Raw genomic sequence first — 19,119 nt, 5'->3', positions numbered from 1 at the left:
AAATCCACAAAAGGAAGAACAGATATATGATTTGTCTGGGAAAAAGGTAATATCTACAATTCATTAAAAAGAAAAAATATTAGAAAGGAATTATGGAAAGCGATATTTGCCCATAATTCCTTTTATTTTTATATGACCCCACCAACTCCAATTGGATATAATCAAAACGGTACGACCGGTTTCCAGAAATCGCTAATTTGATTTAGTTTCAAGTTTCTCTTCCAAACATTAGCTTTAACAAAATGCTCTTCATAAACAGCCCTGTCTCGCTCTGGATAAATGTTCCCTTTCCAATATTGTCTCAATTCGGCAACCTTAATGAGATGTCCATTGGTGCATACATATTTTGCATATTCGTTCTCTGCGGAAGAAACATACACTCTTGAAAGAATACATTTGTATTTGTCGCTGATTTTGGGGTTTGGAATATCTTTGAATTCTTCAATTTTGTCATAATGCTCAGTTTTAGGATTCCACACGCAGGCATCAAAATATTCTGTGCCAGAAGCTCCAAAGCTACCCAAATAAAACAGCACATCTTCTTTTATACCGTCAAAATTCAAGTCAGTCAACAGACAACTATCAATACGTTCTTCATTTGGTACAAGATCATCATCTTCAGGATATTTGTATCCGAAGCGATGAATGGTCTTGTCGCCACGTTTTATAATCACTCCATAATCAACATCGTCAACCTCATGCTCTATCATAAGGCTTAGAGTGTCGTCATTACTTCTCATAGAAGAATCAGAAGTTGCTTCTTTCTGTGGAACACATTTCGTTTTATTCTTATTGCATCCCCATACTACAAGAAAACTACAAAAAATGAGTAGAATAAAAACTATCTTTTTCATACTTCTTTTTATTTTTATTGCGACAAAGATACAAACCGCTTCCTTCCTGACTGTAATCGGAATGAGATATTATCACGTTCCAATTGCGCACAGGTCGAAAGTGTGGCTATCATTATCGGGGCAAAGAGGGACGGATGTCCTTCTTCGTCCAATAATATAAGCTGTTCATTTTGAATGTAAAGGTTAATGCCACAATGTTGCAATTTATTCAGATATAAATGTAACTTACTTCTATCAATTATTTGTCCCGCTCCAATTCCTTTATTGCGCAAATGGCTTGTAGCTCGACCTTTTAAATGTGAGGATAAGTCTTCTTATAATTATCTGTCACATCTTTAAAGATACTCTCACCGTCACTATAGAATGTAGCCAAGACAACTTCTCTATAATCTTTGAAAGGCAACAAATACCAAACTTCTGTATTATCAGCATTTTGTTGGATGTTAAGAACTCCCTCCATGCGTGTATTTCCTTCACTGTCTGCATCGGCAAGTAATAGAAACGAAGATAGGAACGCACTGCGTTCCCTATCTTTTTATCACTTGTTGCGTCTGTTTTTTGAATCCATACCTTTAGAGAAAGCACGAAGTTGTTGCTTCCCAAGGAGGCCATGAAGTGGTGATGAACGGAGAATAACACTACTCACACTCTCTCGGAGGGTGTGACAGAAGTTCTTTTTGTACAAACACTCCTTTCTCGAACTTCCATTTTCCAAACTCATAATCAACGGCAGAACCACGGCTGAAAGATTCTATAATCTTTTCTTTTTTGTTAAGCGTAGGATTGGGAATATCATGGAATGATGGAACAAACAAGAACTTCTGCTTGACTTCATTCCAGACATAAGCATCCCAATATTCCACACCTTGATTTCCGAATTGTCCCAAATATACCAACAGATCTTTATTGCCATCAAACGTCACATCAGCCATCAGACAGCTATCCTTCCGGCCACCATTTGGGTCAAAAGTATCGTCCTTCGGATAAGAGAAAGGTATAATTTGTACAGTTTTCTCCCCTCGCATAATAAATACTTCAAAATCGAAATCCTTGGACTTGGGAGATTGTGTTCTTATAACAGCGTTAAGCGTATCTTCCGATGCAATATCTTGCTTGTTAAAAACTTTGCCCGAAATCACACTATCGGTGTCAATAGACATGCTGTCTTTGGTAGGGTTTCCCTGCCCCACCTTACTTTCCTTGCAACCGAAGATCAACATCAAAGAAAGTATTACTAATGTACTATCGATAATTCTTTTCATTGTCTTTAAATATTTTGATCATTTCATTGCGTTAATTTTTATTATTGTATGCAAAGGTAGTGCTTTTAGCCTTTAAGCCACTATCACACAACCCCTTTCTTTGAAAAGAACGTAAAATCAATAGTATTATTGCGATGATTGTACTTTTATTAATCGTTTCACTCGTTGTACCGTATTTACCCCTTAAACGGATGATTTCCCGACAACAGGAGTCAATAACATTACAATAAGTCCACAAAAGGAAGAACAGATATATGATTTGTCTGGGAAAAAGGTAATATCTACAACTCATTAAAAAGAAAAAATATTAGAAAGGAATTATGGAAAGCAATATTTGCCCATAATTCCTTTTATTTTTATATGACCCCACCAACTCCAATTGGATATAATCAAAACGGTACGACCGGTTTCCAGAAATCGCTAATTTGATTTAGTTTCAAGTTTCTCTTCCAAACATTAGCTTTAATAAAATGCTCTTCATAAACAGCCCTGTCTCGCTCTGGATAAATGTTCCCTTTCCAATATTGTCTCAATTCGGCAACCTTAATGAGATGTCCATTGGTGCATACATATTTTGCATATTCGTTCTCTGCGGAAGAAACATGCACTTTTGAAAGAATACACTTGTATTTGTCGCTGATTTTGGGGTTTGGAATATCTTTGAATTCTTCAATTTTGTCATAATGCTCAGTATTAGGATTCCAAACACATGCATCAAAATGTTTAGTGCCAGAAGCACCAAAGCTACCCAAATAAAACAGCACATCTTCTTTTATACCGTCAAAATTCAAGTCAGTCAACAGACAACTATCAATACGTTCTTCATTTGGTACAAGATCATCATCTTCAGGATATTTGTATCCGAAGCGATGAATGGTCTTGTCGCCACGTTTTATAATCACGCCATAATCAACATCGTCAACCTCATGTTCTATCATAAGGCTTAGAGTGTCGTCATTACTTCTCATAGAAGAATCAGAAGTTGCTTCTTTCTGTAGAACACATTTCGTTTTATTCTTATTGCATCCCCATACAACAAGAAAACTACAAAAAATGAGTAGAATAAAAACTATCTTTTTCATACTTCTTTTTATTTTTATTTTTATTGCGACAAAAATACAGAATTTCTTTTTATTTTCTGCAAAAATTAGCAATTTTCTTACTCCACCAATAGCAATTGGATATAAATCGTGCTGTGGGAACTTCTCGCAGCCGATATAGAGCGTTTCGAAGGCATCGGTGCCGTCGGTACGGTGTTCGAGAAGGTCTTCTTCTGATTCAGGTTGTTTTCACCAAAAAAAGTGCAGATGAAGCGAAGCGTAACAGGAGATGAAGCCGTTGGCTGCTGCCCACAAAGGAAAAGCCATTGTCCTACGTTGGTTGGGCGCAAGACAAAGGCTTTATCTTGAAAGGCGGATTAGGAGGGATTCCGCTTCAATGCAAAATATCCTTTCTGTTTAATTTGGCTACTTTTTATTGCAAGCATTGCAATAATTCTAATTTACACACGTTCTTATAGTAAGAAAGTACAAACTTTGTTGCTTAAATAATGTACTTTATGTAATAACAATAAAGCGATATAAAAAGATGAAACAAACCGATAAAAATATAAAAGAGATACGAATATACCATAGCCTTTGGAAGAATATTCTTCTGACTGTTGGTTGTTTCGCTTTTGCTGCAGGTGGATATTTCATACTCCATGATGCTAATACCTCATGGCCAACAAAAGTATTTGGCGGTATAGGAAGCATGGTGTTTTTTGGTTGTGGCGGAATGCTTATGTTTATGATGACTTTGTATAACATAACTACTCATATACCATTTTTGATAATCCATGACGATAGGCTTGACATTTACGAACAGCGCAAGAGAACATATCGAACAATCTATTTTAAAGATGTGGAGCAATTTCGCCTAATTAGTATATATTCTAACAACTACATAGCCATTGATTATTGTACAAAAACTTTGATGCGTAAGATGGAAAATGCTTCATGTCTAACCCAACGTATGATGGAATTTAATGTGTCTGTATCAGGAGCAATAGAAAGTATCCTCGTGCAAAATCTGACAATGAGGGGTAAGGAAATATGCAATACTTTGAACTATCGAATGAAAATATGGAGGTCGAACTGCAATTAATAATTGTGCTGTTGAGTTTTTATAGCACAAGACAAATACTTTATTGAAAAGCGGATTAGGAGAGATTCCGCTTCAATAAACAATATAGTCCTTGGATACTTTTACATTTTACTAATATCATCATCAAGTTGTTTCCTCCAGATTAAAGTTCCGATACCTGAAAAGATGAACGTGAAAATTAAAGCTGCTTGGGCATAACCGACAGGCAAATAATCTCCTTCAAAAAAAAGATAATCAGTTTTAGAAGAATAGTATAATTTAGGAAAATACCCTGACTTTATCTTGTCCAAAATTCGATCTCCCGTATGTAATGCATATTGTTTTGATTTATATGTTATTAAAATTGTATTTGAACGTTTATAATTAAGTTTTTCTTCATATCCATTATACTGATAATCTACAATAGACTTCTGAGTTCTTTCGATCTGGTTACCATGTAAATATAACAAATATAAAGCAAGAGATAAAACTAACCCTGCACAAAAAAGTGTTTTAAATAATGTTTTAATTTTCATATTGTTTCCAATTCAAATTTAAAGTGCTTATCATATCAATGTTTGCAAAAATAAACATTTCACTTTTTGTTTTTACCATTATCTTAATGAGCATTACATGGCAAAATGTTCTTCACCACATCCATTCCGAGGCAGCCTTGTTGTGATTAATCATTTTTTTTGTATGTCTATTATAAAAATCTGCGTAAAAATATAATTAAGAATATCACAAAAAGCATAAAGCCACATCCCCATGCCCGATTTGACATTTCATTCTCAAAATTAGATAATTCTGATGTTTTTTTCGATTTACTACCTTCATAAAGGGTTCGGTAAGAAATCTTGCGATGCCTTACAAAGCGTAGCCATAGATAGCGTAAGCCTGTACCGATACGAAGAATAATAATATTCCCCAAATAATATCTGAAAAGTTCTTCCATACTCAATAGAGAGCTCTGATTTTTTCTTATTCCCTGTTGATTCTTTCCTCCAATTCGTCTGGTGTAAGTATCTCCATCTTGGAGAAACCAAACCACTTTTTGCCTAAGTCCTTAATGGATGCACCTATGTGATATACACAGTTCGCTGCTCTCCCTTTTTTCTATTTTATCTGTCATATTTATATTCATTTTTCCAAAATCACAAATTGTGACTTTGAACATTACCATATTTAACTGCATTCAAAGGTAGTGCTTTTAGCCTTTAAGCCACTATTGCACAACCCCTTTTTTGAAAAGAACGTAAAATTAATAGTTTTATTGCTATGATTGTGTATTTTTAATCGCTTAACTCGTTGCACCATACTCACGCCCCTTCCACTTAACTTTTGCCACATCCCGAATGGAATACCCCTTGCGGAGTAAACTAATTAGTGCCTAAAGGGTGTTCAGTATTCAGTATTCAGTTTTTTTCGCGATAGTTACCTTTTTCATGGTTATAAATTGTAAGTAATTATTTTATATTATATATATATTATTATATATATAATATACTATCTTTACAGAGAGTGGTAACAACAGCGAAAAAAACTGAATACTGAATACTGAACACGTTTCCTGTAAATAGGTTATTACTTTGTAATATGCTGTTTTTACAGCAAAAACACAGCTTCTATACCGCGAAAACATAGAGATGCGCCACATGAAACATAGAGTTTGTATTTAGAACCAACTTTCAAATTGTAAGTTTGCTGAAAATCGCTCCTTATCACATGTCTAAATTTGGTAGATACCAGATTTATTCGTATCTTTGCACCAGCAATCGAAGGAAATGCCTTAGGTGCCTGAAGGCGGTCTTCTATTAAGACCAACACGGGTCATAAATGATGGCAGGCGCCGGTCATCAATGAAGACCCCGAAAACGGCAGGAACGGGGCGTTCTGGGGAGTTGCAAAACAAAGGACTCTAAACATACTACAAACGACTATGATTAATTACAGCATCGTAATGCGTAGCGTGAACGCAAATCTTCTGGAAATCAACCAGGCTAAATCACGCATCAACCAGGCGAAGAAGGAAGGTACTACCCCTGACCCAAAGGACCTGGAACTCGTGAAGACTGAGAAGCAGAATGCTTTCGCCATCTCACAGTACACCGACATCATGACCATCGAGAAGTTTGCCAAGCACATCACCTCTCATGGCAGTGTTTATTCGAGAGCCGACATCAGCGCCATCCTCTACATCGCCGTAGACTGCATGCGTGAGATGTTGCTTGAGGGCAAGAAGATTCGTCTGGGCGACCTCGGTGATTTCTCTCTCCTTCTCACCTCGAAGGGTGCTGAGGATGCCGACAAGTTCACCTCGCAGAACATCACCGGTGTGAAGGTTCAGTGGGAGCCAGGTCAGGAGTTCAAGAACCTTCGCGATGACGCCGAGTTCAACCTCGTAGCCAGCCGCAGTGCTCAGGCAGCCGTTATCAAGGCGATTAAGGAGGGTAAGACCAGCGTTGACCTCAACGCGCCAACCACTCCGGATAATACGCCAGGCGCTTCTACCCCAGGCGGCTCAAACACCGGTCAGACCGGCAGCGAAGGCCAAGGCTCTGAATCAGGCGGCGGTACTACCGGCAAGGACGATACTGGCGACGGCCTTGAATAGCCCAAGGATAGACTGGCTAGGGTGCTAGCCCCTAGCCCAGCCTATCCGCCCCCCAAAAAAGTCAACATTCAACACTCAACATTCAACATTCAAAAAAAATGAAAGCGAACACTTGGAAAACAATTCTTCAGATAGCCATCAGCATTCTGACCGCTATCGCTACTACGCTCGGAGTAACGAGCTGCATGGGATAAAGGAAACTGAGAAATCCGGTCATTAAGGTCATTAAGGATTTACAAAGAAAGTTAAAGGGAAATGAGTAAAAAATCATCATTTTTTTGCTCATTTTCCTTTTTTTTATTATCTTTGCCTTAAAATTAATAATTGAACTTTCGTATGTGGTTCAAGTACGGGTTGAAGGCCTAAAAGCTCCTAGCCCTGGGCTAGGGGCTTCTGCCCTTTACCTTTGCTTTACCCTTCGGCCAGCGATTTTCAATTCCCTTCGGCCGGTGACCGTTGGTTCAGGGCGTATGGGACAAAACTTACGAAACTTGAATAAATGAAAAAATATATAGATGGAAAAGAATATTATAAATATAGATGCACATGTCATAGATGATATCAGAACCATCATCACAAGGGCAAGAAACAAGGCGTATCAATCTATCAACGAAACCCTGATACGCTCAAACTGGGAAATCGGCAAACGTATTGTTGAAGAAGAGCAGCTTGGCAAGCAGCGTGCTGATTATGGAATACAGCTCATCAAGTCCATATCTCAGCAGTTGACGACTGAGTTCGGCTCCGGCTATGGTGTTCGTAACCTTGCCTATTTCAAGCAATTATACCAATATTTTCCTGATTGGGAGATTTTGCACGCGCGCGTGCAAAATCTTACTTGGACTCATCTAAAGAGTATTCTAAGAGTTACAGATGCAGAAGCTCGTCTATGGTATTTAAAGGAATCGTCAGAGCAAATGTGGAGCACAAGAACCCTCGACCGCAATGTTGCCTCACAATACTATTATCGACTCCTGCAAACCAGCAATGAGCACAAAGATGAGGTAGAGAACGAGATGAAAACCCTTACAAAAGGATACGCAGACTCACCTGCCATGTTCATCAAGTCGCCAATGGTGACAGAATTCTTGGGCTTATCCCGAGACATGAGCTTCTCGGAAAGCGAACTGGAGAGTGCAATCATCACCCATCTTCAGAAATTTCTGATGGAGATGGGCAAAGGCTATGCCTTCGTAGAGCGACAGCAGCACATCATCACCGATACCCAGGACTACTACATAGACCTGGTATTCTACAATTACCTGATGAAATGTTTTGTACTGATTGACCTGAAGACGACCAAGATCACCCATCAGGACGTAGGACAAATGGATATGTATGTAAGAATGTATGATGAACTGAAACGCACGGAAGGCGACAATCCGACCATCGGCATACTACTCTGTTCGGAAACCAGCCAGGATATCGCAAGATTTTCCATCTTGCACGACAGCAAGCAATTATTTGCTTCAAAATATCTTACATATCTCCCTACAGAACAGCAACTTAAGGAAGAAATAGAAAAGCAGAAAGAAATATTTAGATTACAACATATAAGATAAGCTAGTACCCCCAAACATCTCTGCTACAAGATAATAGATAACAAAATAAAGAACGAAGAATTTCATTGAAATAATCTGATGGAAACTGAAAGAATTTTACTTCGCTATTGGGAGGAATCTGATGCAGAGGCGCTCTTCAAGTACGCCTCCGACCCTGACGTAGGACCACGTGCTGGATGGCCGGCGCATAAGTCTGTAGAGGAAAGTCGGGAGATAATCCGGACATTCTTCCATAATGAAACGACATGGGCGATTGTGTTGAAAGAGACTGGCGAGGCTATCGGCTGCATCGGCTACTACACCCATGAAACCAGCAACATCCCTATCGGAGAAAACGACTGTGAGGTGGGCTACTGGGTAGGAAAGCCATTTTGGAACCAAGGAATCTGCACCGAAACCTTGAAGCTGATGCTTGACTACTGCATCAACGAGAAGCATTTCGAAAACATCTGGGCAGACCATTTCACAGGCAATCCTGCATCAGGAAGAGTCATGGAGAAATGCGGTTTCTCTGACACCGGAATGCTGAACAGATGTAGCCAGCTCGTGGGTGGCGACAAGGAAATGGTCAAGGTGTTCAAGTACAACGGATAAAGGAGAAAATAGAATGATGAAACTCAATAACACCAAAAGTGAGTGGTTTATGTAAAAAGTTACGGAGAATATGAATTATCTCCGTAACTTTTTACATTTTCGGCTGATTTACCGCTTCAGCGCTATGTTATAATTATAATATTTACTGTTGCCCGTAATATCCTCCAGCACCTGGATGAAAGGAGGAAACTTCACACTCTCGTTGGCAGAAATGCCGCGGGTTTCAAGAATCATCAGGTCGGAAACCGGCTCAAGAAACTCGTCGAGCTCGAAATACTGACCCTTCCAGATAAAGCTCTTGCGATGCTTATGAATGCGCTGGCGGTAAGGGTCAGCCTGCTGAAGCATATTCTCGTAAAGATTGGCATTAATCTGTCGCTCGGTCTCAATCTGCTCATTGTCTGAAATACGCTTCTTGGTGGTGTGAACATACACATACTTGCCTCCCTCGAAACCGCGACGGCGAAGACGAATCTCACTACCCGGCTCACCCGAAAGATAAGTCTGAACAATATCGCTGTCTATCGCATTAGGAACCTCGCCTGTCAGCTTCACGATATATTTTCGCTCCTCCTCTATCGGCTGCGGAATGGCAAGCACATTACTTATCTCCTTGAGCACACGGTTCAGCTTGTTGTTGAAATCTTCGTGGTTATTGATTACCCTGAGATGAGGATGACCCTTCCATGCAGAAACAATCTTCTTGTCCAACTCGCGCGCTATCTTCAGTCCTTCTTCATCCGCCTTCTCCAAGCGCTGCGCATTGTTGGCTGTAGTATAAAACTGCTCGGCACCATCGGCAGCACTCACCAGATGCAGCACAGCATCATAGCGGTCGCGAAGCTGGGCATCAGTATAACCCTCTTCAGAGATGATGCGGTGCCAGAAATCGGGAGTGAGATAGGTAGAAATATCCATCGTACCACGATCGCAGACGATGATGACCGGCTGCTGCAATGTTTCAGCCATGCGCTGAAAACTGTCTTCCAAGTTGATCTGAGTCTGGAAAGTAGCCTTCTCGCCCTCGAAGAAAAAATCCTTGTTGGAGGTGAGATAATTCATGCCCGCCTGGGTAAACATGGTTGGAACCTCGGGAATGGTAAAGACCTTATAGCCGAGACTGGAGAAATGTTCAATCACCTTAACCATAGCGGTAGTCTTGCCCGCACAAGGTCCACCCGTCAGTACAATCTTCTTAATCTGATTCATATATCAAGTAAATATTTTTCGTTTCTTCTAATTGATGTTCTTTCCGGAGCATTTTATTTTCGGGTGCAAAGATAACAATAATTCTTCAAACGAAAGCAATAATTTATGCAAGAAAAGAAAAATAATGTATTTTTATTTTGATTTCTCATTGTTTTGATGTACCTTTGCAAAGAAAATGGCTCATTTCGAGCCATCGGAAACAAAAATATAACTATAAGATAAAAAATGGAAAAGATAAAGACATTAATTATAGGTAGCGGTCCTGCAGGATATACGGCTGCCATTTATGCCGGCAGAGCCAACCTGCAGCCAGTACTCTATTCAGGTATGCAACCGGGCGGACAGCTCACCATCACCACAGAGGTAGAAAACTTTCCGGGCTATCCTGACGGCGTAGACGGAACACAGATGATGATGGACATGAAGGAACAGGCAGCCAGATTCGGAGCCGAAATGAGAGACGGAAGCATCGTGAAGGCAGATTTCAGCTCACGCCCATTTCATCTTACAGATGACCGCGACAACGAGATTGAGGCAGAAACCGTGATCATCGCCACAGGTGCATCAGCCAAATATCTGGGTCTTGCCGATGAAGAGAAATATCGCGGACAGGGCGTTTCTGCCTGCGCTACCTGCGACGGATTCTTCTACCGCAAGCGCACCGTAGCTGTAGTGGGCGGTGGCGATACTGCCTGCGAAGAGGCTATGTATCTATCCGGACTTGCCAAGAAGGTTTACATGATTGTGCGCAAGCCATATCTCCGTGCTTCAGAAATCATGCAGCAGCGTGTAAAGAACAAGGAGAACATCGAGATTCTGTTCGAAACCAATACGCTGGGGCTCTTCGGCGAGAACGGTGTAGAAGGTGCTCATCTCGTGCGCCACAAGGGCGAAGCCAACGAAGAGAAGTTTGACATCAGCATCGACGGATTCTTCCTGGCTATCGGACATAAGCCTAACACCGACCTCTTCAAAGGGCAGATAGATCTCGACGAGCAGGGCTTCATCAAAGTAGTGCCAGGTACTGCCACCACCAACATTCCGGGCGTTTTCGCAGCAGGCGATGTGGCCGACCCAATCTACCGCCAGGGTGTTGTTGCCGCAGGCTCGGGAGCCAAGGCTGCCATCGAGGCCGACAGATTCCTGCAGCAACAGTAAAAACTATAGTATAAAATCCTATAAAGCGGGGTTAATATAGTTAAAAAATAACAGCAATATTTTGTCAGATGCGAAAAATGTATTACTTTTGCATCTGATAAAATAAAAGGAAGATTGGCAGAGTGACCGAATGCGCTGGACTCGAAATCCGGTATACCCTCTTCTGGGTATCGGGGGTTTGAATCCCTCATCTTCCGCTAAGTTCCCCTACAGGAACCGTCATTTTATAGTTTCATAAAACAACTCGACATGAAAAAAATCATCATCCCCATATTTATGCTCCTCCCGCTGATGACTGCACAGGCGCAAACCGTGCTGACAGAAGAGCAGCAGCTGGAACAGGCACAGAAACAGCTGGAAGCTGCCAAGAAGGCACTAGAAGTGGCTAAGATTAAAGCACAGGCTGCCAAACTGAAGGCCCAGGCCGACAGCATCAACGCTGCAAGCGCCAAGGCTGAAGCTGAAGCAAAAAAGGCGGAAGCAAAGAAGGGCAATGCTACTGAGCCAGAACCAGTTGTTGTAAAGGAGCCAACCACACCAACCACGGGATGGGCGATTCCTGTTGCCGTAGCCGCTAAGCCAAAGGAGGCTGCCAAGCCTGCCAACAAGCTGGCAAATGGCACCACAGCCAAAGTGGACATGAAATATCTGGCAGGCGCCATCACATATAATGATGAAAACAAGATAGAATTCACGCTCGATACGGATGCTAACGGGAAAACTGCCAAGCAGATTTACGACATCGTATTAAAATACATGAGTGAACTGACACAGAACGAGCAGAACATAGCAAGCCGAGTAGCACTGGTAAACGAAGCTGAACACATCATCGCCAACACGATGGACGAATGGCTCGTCTTCAGCCAGTCATTCATCTCGCTCGACCGCACGGAATTCAAATACCAGCTGGTAGCCAGGATTTCAGACAATCATCTGAATCTCTCGCTCGGCCGCATCATCTACAACTACGAGGAAGGAAGAAGCACCGGTTTCAAGGAACCTGCAGAAGAGGTAATCAGTGACAAGATTGCGCTCAACAAGAAGCAGAACGACCTGGCTAAGATCTTCGGAAAGTTCCGCAAATGCACCATCGACCGCAAAGACCAGATATTCGCAGAGTTAGCTGCATTAGTAAAACAATAAGTTGAAGAAAAATGGATAATCAGAATACAGACAACAAGATACAACAGAACGAGGCACAACAGCCTGCAAACGCTACAGCCCAGCCTACAGCTGAGCAGGGCGCAGAACAGACTGAACAGAAGCAGCCTACCAGCTACGCCGTAAGACCTCAGCACCGCCGGCTCCGCCCATTGGCCTACAGCGACCAGAACAACATGCTGAAGGTGCGCAACTATCTCAACATCGCCTTCATGCTGCTCGCCATCGTGGGGGTAATACTCTGGACCCAGCTGGAAGAAAGCCGCAATATCGCCTACATCGTACTCATCGTGGGTGTAGTGCTCAAGATTGCCGAAGTATGTATCCGACTATTTAAGAAATAATGAAGAAGAAGAAAATTATATTCTCATCACTCCTATTTTGTGCTGCAACCCTCCCGGTTGCGGCACAAAACGATTTTAACTATAACGAAGATTCGCAGTTCCGTCCTCAAACCAACCGCAAGGTGAACACCGATTCACTAGGCTCAGACAAGGAGATTCCGAAAGGCATCAGAGTATGGACCGTAGACGAACGCTTCGGCGACACAAAGGCTGCGGTAGTAGACACCTTGCAGCACATGTACATGAACTCAACCTTCACGGAAGGACTGAGAGGCGAATACAATACCCTCGGAAACATGGGTACTGCCCGACTGAACCGAATCTTCATCGACCGCCGCAACACGCAGGGCAACTTCATCTTTACAGAGCCCTACGATTATATCGTAAATCCGGTAAGCGACTTCCACTTCACCAACACCTACTCACCTATCACCAACGTAACGCTGAACAGCTGCGGCGATAAGGTGACGGGAGAAGACGACTTCAAGGCCATGTTTGCCGTGAATGCCAACAAAAGGCTAGGCGCCGGTTTCAGATTCGACTACAAGTATGGCAGAGGATATTATAACGCACAGAGTACCAGCCACTTTAAATACACCATGTGGGCATCTTACCTGGGCGACCGCTATCAGGCACACTTCCTCTTCAGTACCAATCATGAGAAGATGACCGAGAACGGCGGTATTACCAACGATGATTACATCAAACATCCGGAAATCTACACCGAATCGTTTGCCACCAATGAAATTCCTACCGTTCTGGAACAGAACTGGAACCGACTGGACAACCAGCACATCTTCTTTACCCACCGCTACAACGTAGGTTTCAGCCGAAAGGTAAAGATGACCGAAGAAGAAATCAAGGCAAAGAAATTTGCCATGGCTTCGAAAAAGGAAAATGCTGAAGAGGATGCGAAGGAAGAAGCCAGAAAAAAAGCCAAGGAACAAGGCAAGAAATTTGATGAGAAAGCCTTCGAAAAACAGCAAAAAGCTAAATTCAGCGGCCGTCCTGACGGAGCCAAGATTGCAGGCGATGAACCAGCTAAAGACTTAGCCGCAAAGGACATCAGGAACGACAGTACCCGAATCGCAGTAAACGGAAAAGCTGCTGCCGACAGTCTGCTTGCCGTCCAGAAGAAAAATGCCGAAGACTCGCTTTTCTACAAGAGCGAATATGTTCCGGTAACAAGCTTCATCCACACGGTAAAGTTTGACAACTATCGCCGTATTTACGAAGCTTATCAGACTCCAGCCGACTATTATCTGAATGAATATTACGATGCAGGCAGGCTGACCGGTGATTCCATCTACGACCAGACCAAGCACTGGCACATGAAGAATACCTTCGCCATTGCCATGCTTGAAGGTTTCAATAAATGGGCAAAGGCAGGACTGAAGGCTTTCGCCAGCTACGACCTCCGTCACTATGAACTGCCAACCATGGAAGGCGGTTTCGAAAAATACAACGAGCATGTGCTGAGCGTAGGCGGACAGCTGAGCAAGCAGGAAGGCAAGACACTCCACTACAATGCCGTAGCAGAAATAGGACTGACGGGTGTTGACGCAGGAACCCTTGCCATAGATGGTAATGTAGACGTGAACATCCCATTCCTGGGCGACACGCTTCAGGTAAGAGGCGATGCTTTCTTCCATAGAGAAACCCCATCGTTCTATTACCGCAACTATCACGCCCGCCATCTGTGGTGGGAGAATGATCTCGACAAGACCATCCATACCCGCATCATGGGTACACTCTCCTTCCCTAAGACGCACACCAAACTGAGAGTGGCTGTAGATGAAATCAAGAACTACACCTACTTCTCGCAGAGCTATGACATTACAGAAAAAGGGTTGCGAACAGGAGTCATGGTAACACCGATGCAGGAAAGTGGAGGAATCAACTTGCTGACAGCACAATTGGAGCAGAACTTCAGACTGGGCATTCTGAACTGGGAAAACCAGTTTACCTACCAGCATTCGAGCAAGGAGAGTGTTCTGCCAGTACCAGCCTTCAATGCCTACACCAACCTCTACATCAAGTTCAAGGTAGTAAAGGTGCTGAACGTAGACCTGGGTGCTGACATGCGCTACTTTACAAGCTATGAAGCTCCCGACTATTCACCTTATATGGGACAGTATACGGTACAGGGCAACGGCGAGAACAACGTAAAGATAGGCAACTATCCTATCGTCAATGTTTACGCCAACGTTCACATCAAGCACACCCGTTTCTTCGTAATGATGAGCCACATCAATGCAGGACAGGGCGACAAGAACTACTTCTTCGCGCCTCATTATCCGATGAACGAGCGAGTGTTCCGTATTGGAGTAAGTTGGAACTTCTTCAATTAATCTTTCTGATTTTCCTTCAGAATTTCAGGAGATTCAATTTTAATCTTTTTAGAATATGATAGAAACAAATTCTATAAAAGCATGGTATCTAGCCGCTCGCCCGAAGACTCTGACGGCGGCGGCTGTTCCTGTTTTATTGGGTATTGCGCTGGCTTATAAAGACGCTCAGCAGATACAGACATTGCCAGCCCTACTCTGCCTGCTCTTTGCATGGGTGATGCAGATAGACAGCAATCTGGTGAATGATTATTTCGACTTCAAACATGGTAATGACGACGAAACCCGGCTGGGACCGAAACGTGCCTGCGCTGAAGGCTGGATTACATTGGGAGCCATGAAATGGGGAATCATCCTCACTACTCTTCTGGGCTGCGCCATAGGACTTCCGCTGGTTCTTTTCGGTGGTTGGGAAATGGTCATTGTAGGCATCTGTTGCGTAGTCTTCTGTTTCCTCTATACTACCTGTCTCAGCTATCTGGGCATGGGCGATCTTCTGGTACTGCTCTTCTTCGGCATTGTACCCGTATGCTGCACATACTATCTCGTAATGCCCGAAACCATGCAGGGAGTAAGCCTGGAAACGGTTCTCGTATCTGTAGCCTGCGGACTGGTAGTTGATACGCTACTTATTCTGAACAATTATCGTGATCATGACAACGACCTGAGAGCCGGCAAGAAGACCCTTGTGGTTCACATAGGAAAGAAGAATGCCGAGCGGTTATACTGCGCATTGGGCAATCTGGGCATCCTTACCATAATAGGTGTAACCATCTGCGAAGTATTTCAGCATGAAGCCAGCAGCATGTTCCTGCCGTTTGCAGCACTCTATATCATTCTGCACAACAGAACCTATATGGAGATGAAAAAGATAGGCGAAGGCAGAGAACTGAACAGAATTCTAGGCAAAACAGCTCTGAACATCTTCTGTTTCGGCATTGTATCATCCCTGATCATCATCGGAATGGCGAATTGAACAATAATAAACTAATAATAATGTACGCGCGTACCTTATTATATAAATAAAGTGGAGGAATATCAATGAAGCAACAGGTAAATCTCGAAATCATGGACTTTGTGGAGAAACAGATTCTCCCCAAATATAATGCTTTTGGCGAAAGTCATGGACTCAGACATGTTACCCGAGTCATCAGAAACTCACTGAAACTGGTTCCGGTAACCGGAGCCGACATCGATATGGTGTATGTAATAGCCGCTTACCACGACCTGGGGATGAGCGGTCCGCGTGCCATTCATCACATCACCAGCGGTAAGATTCTGCAGGCAGATGCAAGACTGAAGCGCTGGTTCAATAAAGAGCAGATTAAAATCATGAAAGAAGCCGTTGAGGACCATCGGGCTTCATCTAGCCGTCAGCCTCGTAGCATCTATGGCAAGATTGTGGCAGAAGCCGATCGCGACATTGACGTTCACGAGATATTTCTGCGCGCCATACAGTATGGCAAAGAAAACAATCCAGCTGATGACAAGGAGCAGCAATGGGAGCGGTTCAGCCAGCACATGGACGAGAAATATTCAAGAAACGGATACATCAGGTTATGGATTCCCAACTCCCCTAACGAGAAAGCGCTCAACGAACTGCGCAATATTATAGAGGACAAAACAGAGTTGAGAAAATATTTCGAAAAAATATTCGAAGAAAACAGCTAAAACATTTGGTAGTTTCAAAATATTGCATTATCTTTGCATTATCAAATAATGACTAAGATGTTTGCACCATTGCATCGTGATGATGCAGGGGTGCTAGAAGGAATAAGGGTCGTTTCGGTTCGATCGGGATACTCATCAAATTACACTATTGAAACCGAGAGGACATACTCTTGCTCATGGCGGGCCACATAAACTGCAGCAGGCAGGTAAGCTGAAAAGCCGGTGGATTACAAAGGCGGAGGACTCTCAAATGTTTATACATTCGGAGTTTCATCACATCATCGAGCGGCCCTTTCTTTTACAAGAGGCGGATTTCTGAGAAAGAAATCCGCCTCTGCTCGTTTTAGGAATGAAAGCACTCATCATACTGAAAGAAAACAACCCCTGATAATGTGGGAGTTACAAAGAAAATGCATTTTTATCGAAAAAAAGTTGCAAAAAGATTTGGTAGAATCAGAAAAAAGTAGTACCTTTGCACTCGCATTTAAGAACGATGCTTGGTTGATTCGGTTAAGAATCCGACTGGAAGGTTGGGTGAGTGGCTGAAACCAGCAGTTTGCTAAACTGCCGTGCGGGTTACCGTACCGGGGGTTCGAATCCCCCACCTTCCGCAAGCTATCGTACGAAAAATGTACCGTTGGTCGATTCATCTAATGGTTAGGATACAAGATTCTCAATCTTGGCATAGGGGTTCGATTCCCCTATCGACTACATGTGTTTTTCATGGTATTAGATTTATAAAGTCTCTATAAGTCGGGAGACCAATAGAGATTTTTTTTGAATGGTCGATTCATCTAATGGTTAGGATACAAGATTCTCAATCTTGGCATAGGGGTTCGATTCCCCTATCGACTACAAAAGTGTTTTCATGTATTAATTTAGATTGTTTAAGCTTGCATTTAGTTCTTTGTCAAAAGGCTACTGCAAGTTATTTTTTTATATATACGTAAGAAGCAATATGAAACAATTATACACTATCATCTCCCTTCTCTTTCTGTTTACCTATCCTGCCTGGGCACAGCAGCACGAGATATTCAACCAGCGCATCAGAACCCTACAGGTTGTAGGCGGAACCAACTGGTTATCGCTCCCAGTATCGTCGCTGGGCGGAGAACCTATCCATATCGATTTTGACGACATGACGCACGATTATCATCGGTACAGATACAAGATTGAACATTGTGATGCAAACTGGAACGTATCTGCTTCGCTCTTTGAAAGCGACTATATGAGAGGCTTCAACGGCAATCAGATGATTGAAGATGTAGAGCAATCCATCAACACCAATCATCCTTACACTCATTATCATCTGGCAATTCCCAATGCCGACTGCCAACTTACCATGAGCGGCAACTACAGACTGACGGTTTATGACGACAATGCGGAAAACGAGGAAGAAGGCAAAATGTTTACAGCCTGCTGGATGATTACAGAGCCTCAGCCATTGGTTAAACTGAAGTTAGAAGCTACTTCAACAACAGATATAGATATCCAGAAAGCCCATCAGCAACTGAAAATGGAACTGGATCACAGCCAGCTGAGAATCACTCATCCCAACCAGCTGAACATCGTAGTGCTTCAGAACGGAAGATGGGACAATGCTGTCATCAATCCTAAACCCGACTACCTGAGTGCGGGCAAAATGAGTTGGCAGTATGTAAGAGCTCTGATTTTCGATGCGGGCAACGAATACAGAAAGTTTGAATTTCTGGACACCGACCATCCAACCATGGGAATAGACGCTATAGATTGGGATGGAAGCGACTATCAGGTAAAGGTAATGACTGACAGCCCTCGCCCCAATTACGTTTACGATGAAGCTGCCAAAGGTTCGTTTTATATCCGCAACAGCGACAACGTAGAAAACAACAACACCTGCGAATATGCACAGATTCACTTTACCCTGAAAGCTCCAAAACAGCCAGGCGATGTTTATCTGAACGCAGATTGGACCTACGGCCGTTTCCTCCCCGAATATCGGATGGAATATGATGAAATGACGAAAACCTATCACGCACGTCTCTTCATGAAGCAAGGTTATTACAGTTATCAGTATCTCATGAAGATGGAAGACGGAAGCATAAGGCTGCTCCCATCAGAAGGAAATTTCTACCAGACCCAGAACAAATACAATGTACTGGTTTACTATCGGGCTCAGAGCGACCGCACCGACCGGCTGGTAGGATATGGAGAATTAAAATAAAGGAAGGAGATAAAT

Annotated in this window: 19 protein-coding genes, 4 tRNA genes and 1 pseudogene; 17 read left to right on the top strand and 7 right to left on the bottom strand. The window is 42.7% G+C overall.

What is annotated here, in order from left to right; genetic code table 11:
• Positions 1-161: 161 nt before the first annotated feature.
• The 4 genes and pseudogenes from FO447_RS04375 to FO447_RS04365 form a co-directional block, all read right to left on the bottom strand.
• Positions 162-854 (bottom strand): XAC2610-related protein, encoded by a 693-nt coding sequence (locus tag FO447_RS04375; RefSeq protein ID WP_200757862.1) that lies wholly within the window; start codon positions 852-854, stop codon positions 162-164.
• Positions 855-883: 29 nt separating this feature from the next.
• Positions 884-1,057: pseudogene (locus FO447_RS15945) on the bottom strand (recombinase family protein); the annotation flags it as partial.
• Between the two features lie 435 nt (positions 1,058-1,492).
• On the bottom strand, positions 1,493-2,116 hold the full coding sequence (locus FO447_RS04370; protein ID WP_117695848.1) for an XAC2610-related protein: 624 nt from the start codon (positions 2,114-2,116) through the stop codon (positions 1,493-1,495).
• 389 nt (positions 2,117-2,505) lie between these two features.
• The gene (locus tag FO447_RS04365; RefSeq protein WP_200757860.1) at positions 2,506-3,198 is read right to left on the bottom strand and encodes an XAC2610-related protein; all 693 of its coding nucleotides are present in this window, start codon (positions 3,196-3,198) and stop codon (positions 2,506-2,508) included.
• A 505-nt stretch (positions 3,199-3,703) separates the two neighbouring features.
• Here FO447_RS04365 and FO447_RS04360 point away from each other — a divergent pair.
• The gene (locus FO447_RS04360) at positions 3,704-4,261 is read left to right on the top strand and encodes an STM3941 family protein (RefSeq protein WP_234699059.1); all 558 of its coding nucleotides are present in this window, start codon (positions 3,704-3,706) and stop codon (positions 4,259-4,261) included.
• A gap of 101 nt (positions 4,262-4,362) precedes the next feature.
• Here FO447_RS04360 and FO447_RS04355 read toward each other — a convergent pair whose 3' ends face one another.
• Positions 4,363-4,776, bottom strand: coding sequence for a hypothetical protein (locus tag FO447_RS04355; RefSeq protein WP_117695804.1), 414 nt, complete (start codon positions 4,774-4,776; stop codon positions 4,363-4,365).
• 170 nt (positions 4,777-4,946) lie between these two features.
• Positions 4,947-5,195 (bottom strand): hypothetical protein, encoded by a 249-nt coding sequence (locus FO447_RS04350; protein WP_147380055.1) that lies wholly within the window; start codon positions 5,193-5,195, stop codon positions 4,947-4,949.
• Positions 5,196-6,179: 984 nt separating this feature from the next.
• On the opposite strand from FO447_RS04350, the gene FO447_RS04345 reads away from it, so the two are divergent.
• The 4 genes from FO447_RS04345 to FO447_RS04330 all read left to right on the top strand — a co-directional run bounded on the left by FO447_RS04345 (position 6,180) and on the right by FO447_RS04330 (position 9,010).
• Entirely contained in the window at positions 6,180-6,854 is a 675-nt protein-coding gene (locus FO447_RS04345) for a DNA-binding protein (protein ID WP_118417208.1), read from the top strand.
• A gap of 98 nt (positions 6,855-6,952) precedes the next feature.
• A complete protein-coding gene (locus tag FO447_RS04340) occupies positions 6,953-7,048 on the top strand; it encodes a smalltalk protein (RefSeq protein WP_153072405.1) in 96 nt (31 codons plus the stop codon).
• A 321-nt stretch (positions 7,049-7,369) separates the two neighbouring features.
• Positions 7,370-8,416 carry a PDDEXK nuclease domain-containing protein gene (locus tag FO447_RS04335; RefSeq protein WP_117729323.1) on the top strand — a complete coding sequence of 349 codons (1,047 nt, stop codon included), beginning with the start codon at positions 7,370-7,372 and terminating at the stop codon, positions 8,414-8,416.
• Positions 8,417-8,494: 78 nt separating this feature from the next.
• Positions 8,495-9,010 (top strand): GNAT family N-acetyltransferase, encoded by a 516-nt coding sequence (locus FO447_RS04330; RefSeq protein WP_200757858.1) that lies wholly within the window; start codon positions 8,495-8,497, stop codon positions 9,008-9,010.
• A gap of 108 nt (positions 9,011-9,118) precedes the next feature.
• On the opposite strand, the gene FO447_RS04325 is transcribed toward FO447_RS04330, so the two are convergent.
• Positions 9,119-10,219 carry an AAA family ATPase gene (locus FO447_RS04325; protein WP_200757856.1) on the bottom strand — a complete coding sequence of 367 codons (1,101 nt, stop codon included), beginning with the start codon at positions 10,217-10,219 and terminating at the stop codon, positions 9,119-9,121.
• 225 nt (positions 10,220-10,444) lie between these two features.
• On the opposite strand from FO447_RS04325, the gene trxB reads away from it, so the two are divergent.
• The 12 genes from trxB (at position 10,445) to FO447_RS04265 (ending at position 19,104) form a co-directional block, all read left to right on the top strand.
• Positions 10,445-11,377, top strand: coding sequence for a thioredoxin-disulfide reductase (trxB, locus tag FO447_RS04320; RefSeq protein ID WP_200757853.1), 933 nt, complete (start codon positions 10,445-10,447; stop codon positions 11,375-11,377).
• A gap of 108 nt (positions 11,378-11,485) precedes the next feature.
• Positions 11,486-11,574 (top strand) — tRNA-Ser (locus tag FO447_RS04315).
• Positions 11,575-11,626: 52 nt separating this feature from the next.
• Complete coding sequence (locus FO447_RS04310; protein WP_200757852.1) at positions 11,627-12,520, top strand: DUF4468 domain-containing protein; 894 nt, start codon at positions 11,627-11,629, stop codon at positions 12,518-12,520.
• An 11-nt stretch (positions 12,521-12,531) separates the two neighbouring features.
• Positions 12,532-12,882 carry a hypothetical protein gene (locus FO447_RS04305; RefSeq protein ID WP_006846707.1) on the top strand — a complete coding sequence of 117 codons (351 nt, stop codon included), beginning with the start codon at positions 12,532-12,534 and terminating at the stop codon, positions 12,880-12,882.
• Positions 12,882-15,233 carry a putative porin gene (locus FO447_RS04300; protein WP_200757851.1) on the top strand — a complete coding sequence of 784 codons (2,352 nt, stop codon included), beginning with the start codon at positions 12,882-12,884 and terminating at the stop codon, positions 15,231-15,233. Before FO447_RS04305 ends, FO447_RS04300 begins: the two co-directional genes overlap by 1 nt.
• A gap of 55 nt (positions 15,234-15,288) precedes the next feature.
• Positions 15,289-16,206 (top strand): 1,4-dihydroxy-2-naphthoate octaprenyltransferase, encoded by a 918-nt coding sequence (menA, locus tag FO447_RS04295; protein WP_200757850.1) that lies wholly within the window; start codon positions 15,289-15,291, stop codon positions 16,204-16,206.
• Between the two features lie 65 nt (positions 16,207-16,271).
• Entirely contained in the window at positions 16,272-16,901 is a 630-nt protein-coding gene (locus tag FO447_RS04290; RefSeq protein WP_117694903.1) for an HD domain-containing protein, read from the top strand.
• A gap of 222 nt (positions 16,902-17,123) precedes the next feature.
• Positions 17,124-17,447: a hypothetical protein gene (locus FO447_RS04285; RefSeq protein ID WP_147329692.1), complete on the top strand. Its 324-nt coding sequence runs from the start codon at positions 17,124-17,126 to the stop codon at positions 17,445-17,447.
• Positions 17,426-17,512, top strand: a tRNA-Ser gene (locus tag FO447_RS04280). The genes FO447_RS04285 and FO447_RS04280 overlap by 22 nt, the downstream gene beginning before the upstream one ends.
• A gap of 28 nt (positions 17,513-17,540) precedes the next feature.
• Positions 17,541-17,612: transfer RNA gene (locus FO447_RS04275), tRNA-Glu, on the top strand.
• A 72-nt stretch (positions 17,613-17,684) separates the two neighbouring features.
• Positions 17,685-17,756: transfer RNA gene (locus FO447_RS04270), tRNA-Glu, on the top strand.
• Between the two features lie 103 nt (positions 17,757-17,859).
• Positions 17,860-19,104 (top strand): DUF5103 domain-containing protein, encoded by a 1,245-nt coding sequence (locus tag FO447_RS04265; RefSeq protein ID WP_200757849.1) that lies wholly within the window; start codon positions 17,860-17,862, stop codon positions 19,102-19,104.
• The last annotated feature ends 15 nt before the right edge of the window (positions 19,105-19,119 follow it).

It is taken from the genome of Segatella copri (assembly GCF_015074785.1).
In the GTDB taxonomy this organism is placed as follows: domain Bacteria; phylum Bacteroidota; class Bacteroidia; order Bacteroidales; family Bacteroidaceae; genus Prevotella.
Note: the sequence above shows the minus strand (reverse complement) of the source record. Positions and strands in the feature narration are given on the sequence as shown.

Bases quoted from the DNA above. Each gene is read 5' to 3' on its own strand.
- FO447_RS04350 (WP_147380055.1), bottom strand. From the start codon at position 5,195: ATGGAAGAACTTTTCAGATATTATTTGGGGAATATTATTATTCTTCGT.
- FO447_RS04300 (WP_200757851.1), top strand. From the start codon at position 12,882: ATGAAGAAGAAGAAAATTATATTCTCATCACTCCTATTTTGTGCTGCA.
- FO447_RS04290 (WP_117694903.1), top strand. From the start codon at position 16,272: ATGAAGCAACAGGTAAATCTCGAAATCATGGACTTTGTGGAGAAACAG.
- FO447_RS04375 (WP_200757862.1), bottom strand. From the start codon at position 854: ATGAAAAAGATAGTTTTTATTCTACTCATTTTTTGTAGTTTTCTTGTA.
- menA (WP_200757850.1), top strand. From the start codon at position 15,289: ATGATAGAAACAAATTCTATAAAAGCATGGTATCTAGCCGCTCGCCCG.
- FO447_RS04335 (WP_117729323.1), top strand. From the start codon at position 7,370: ATGGAAAAGAATATTATAAATATAGATGCACATGTCATAGATGATATC.
- FO447_RS04265 (WP_200757849.1), top strand. From the start codon at position 17,860: ATGAAACAATTATACACTATCATCTCCCTTCTCTTTCTGTTTACCTAT.
- FO447_RS04305 (WP_006846707.1), top strand. From the start codon at position 12,532: ATGGATAATCAGAATACAGACAACAAGATACAACAGAACGAGGCACAA.
- FO447_RS04330 (WP_200757858.1), top strand. From the start codon at position 8,495: ATGGAAACTGAAAGAATTTTACTTCGCTATTGGGAGGAATCTGATGCA.
- FO447_RS04355 (WP_117695804.1), bottom strand. From the start codon at position 4,776: ATGAAAATTAAAACATTATTTAAAACACTTTTTTGTGCAGGGTTAGTT.
- FO447_RS04325 (WP_200757856.1), bottom strand. From the start codon at position 10,219: ATGAATCAGATTAAGAAGATTGTACTGACGGGTGGACCTTGTGCGGGC.
- FO447_RS04370 (WP_117695848.1), bottom strand. From the start codon at position 2,116: ATGAAAAGAATTATCGATAGTACATTAGTAATACTTTCTTTGATGTTG.
- FO447_RS04340 (WP_153072405.1), top strand. From the start codon at position 6,953: ATGAAAGCGAACACTTGGAAAACAATTCTTCAGATAGCCATCAGCATT.
- FO447_RS04365 (WP_200757860.1), bottom strand. From the start codon at position 3,198: ATGAAAAAGATAGTTTTTATTCTACTCATTTTTTGTAGTTTTCTTGTT.
- FO447_RS04360 (WP_234699059.1), top strand. From the start codon at position 3,704: ATGAAACAAACCGATAAAAATATAAAAGAGATACGAATATACCATAGC.
- trxB (WP_200757853.1), top strand. From the start codon at position 10,445: ATGGAAAAGATAAAGACATTAATTATAGGTAGCGGTCCTGCAGGATAT.
- FO447_RS04310 (WP_200757852.1), top strand. From the start codon at position 11,627: ATGAAAAAAATCATCATCCCCATATTTATGCTCCTCCCGCTGATGACT.
- FO447_RS04345 (WP_118417208.1), top strand. From the start codon at position 6,180: ATGATTAATTACAGCATCGTAATGCGTAGCGTGAACGCAAATCTTCTG.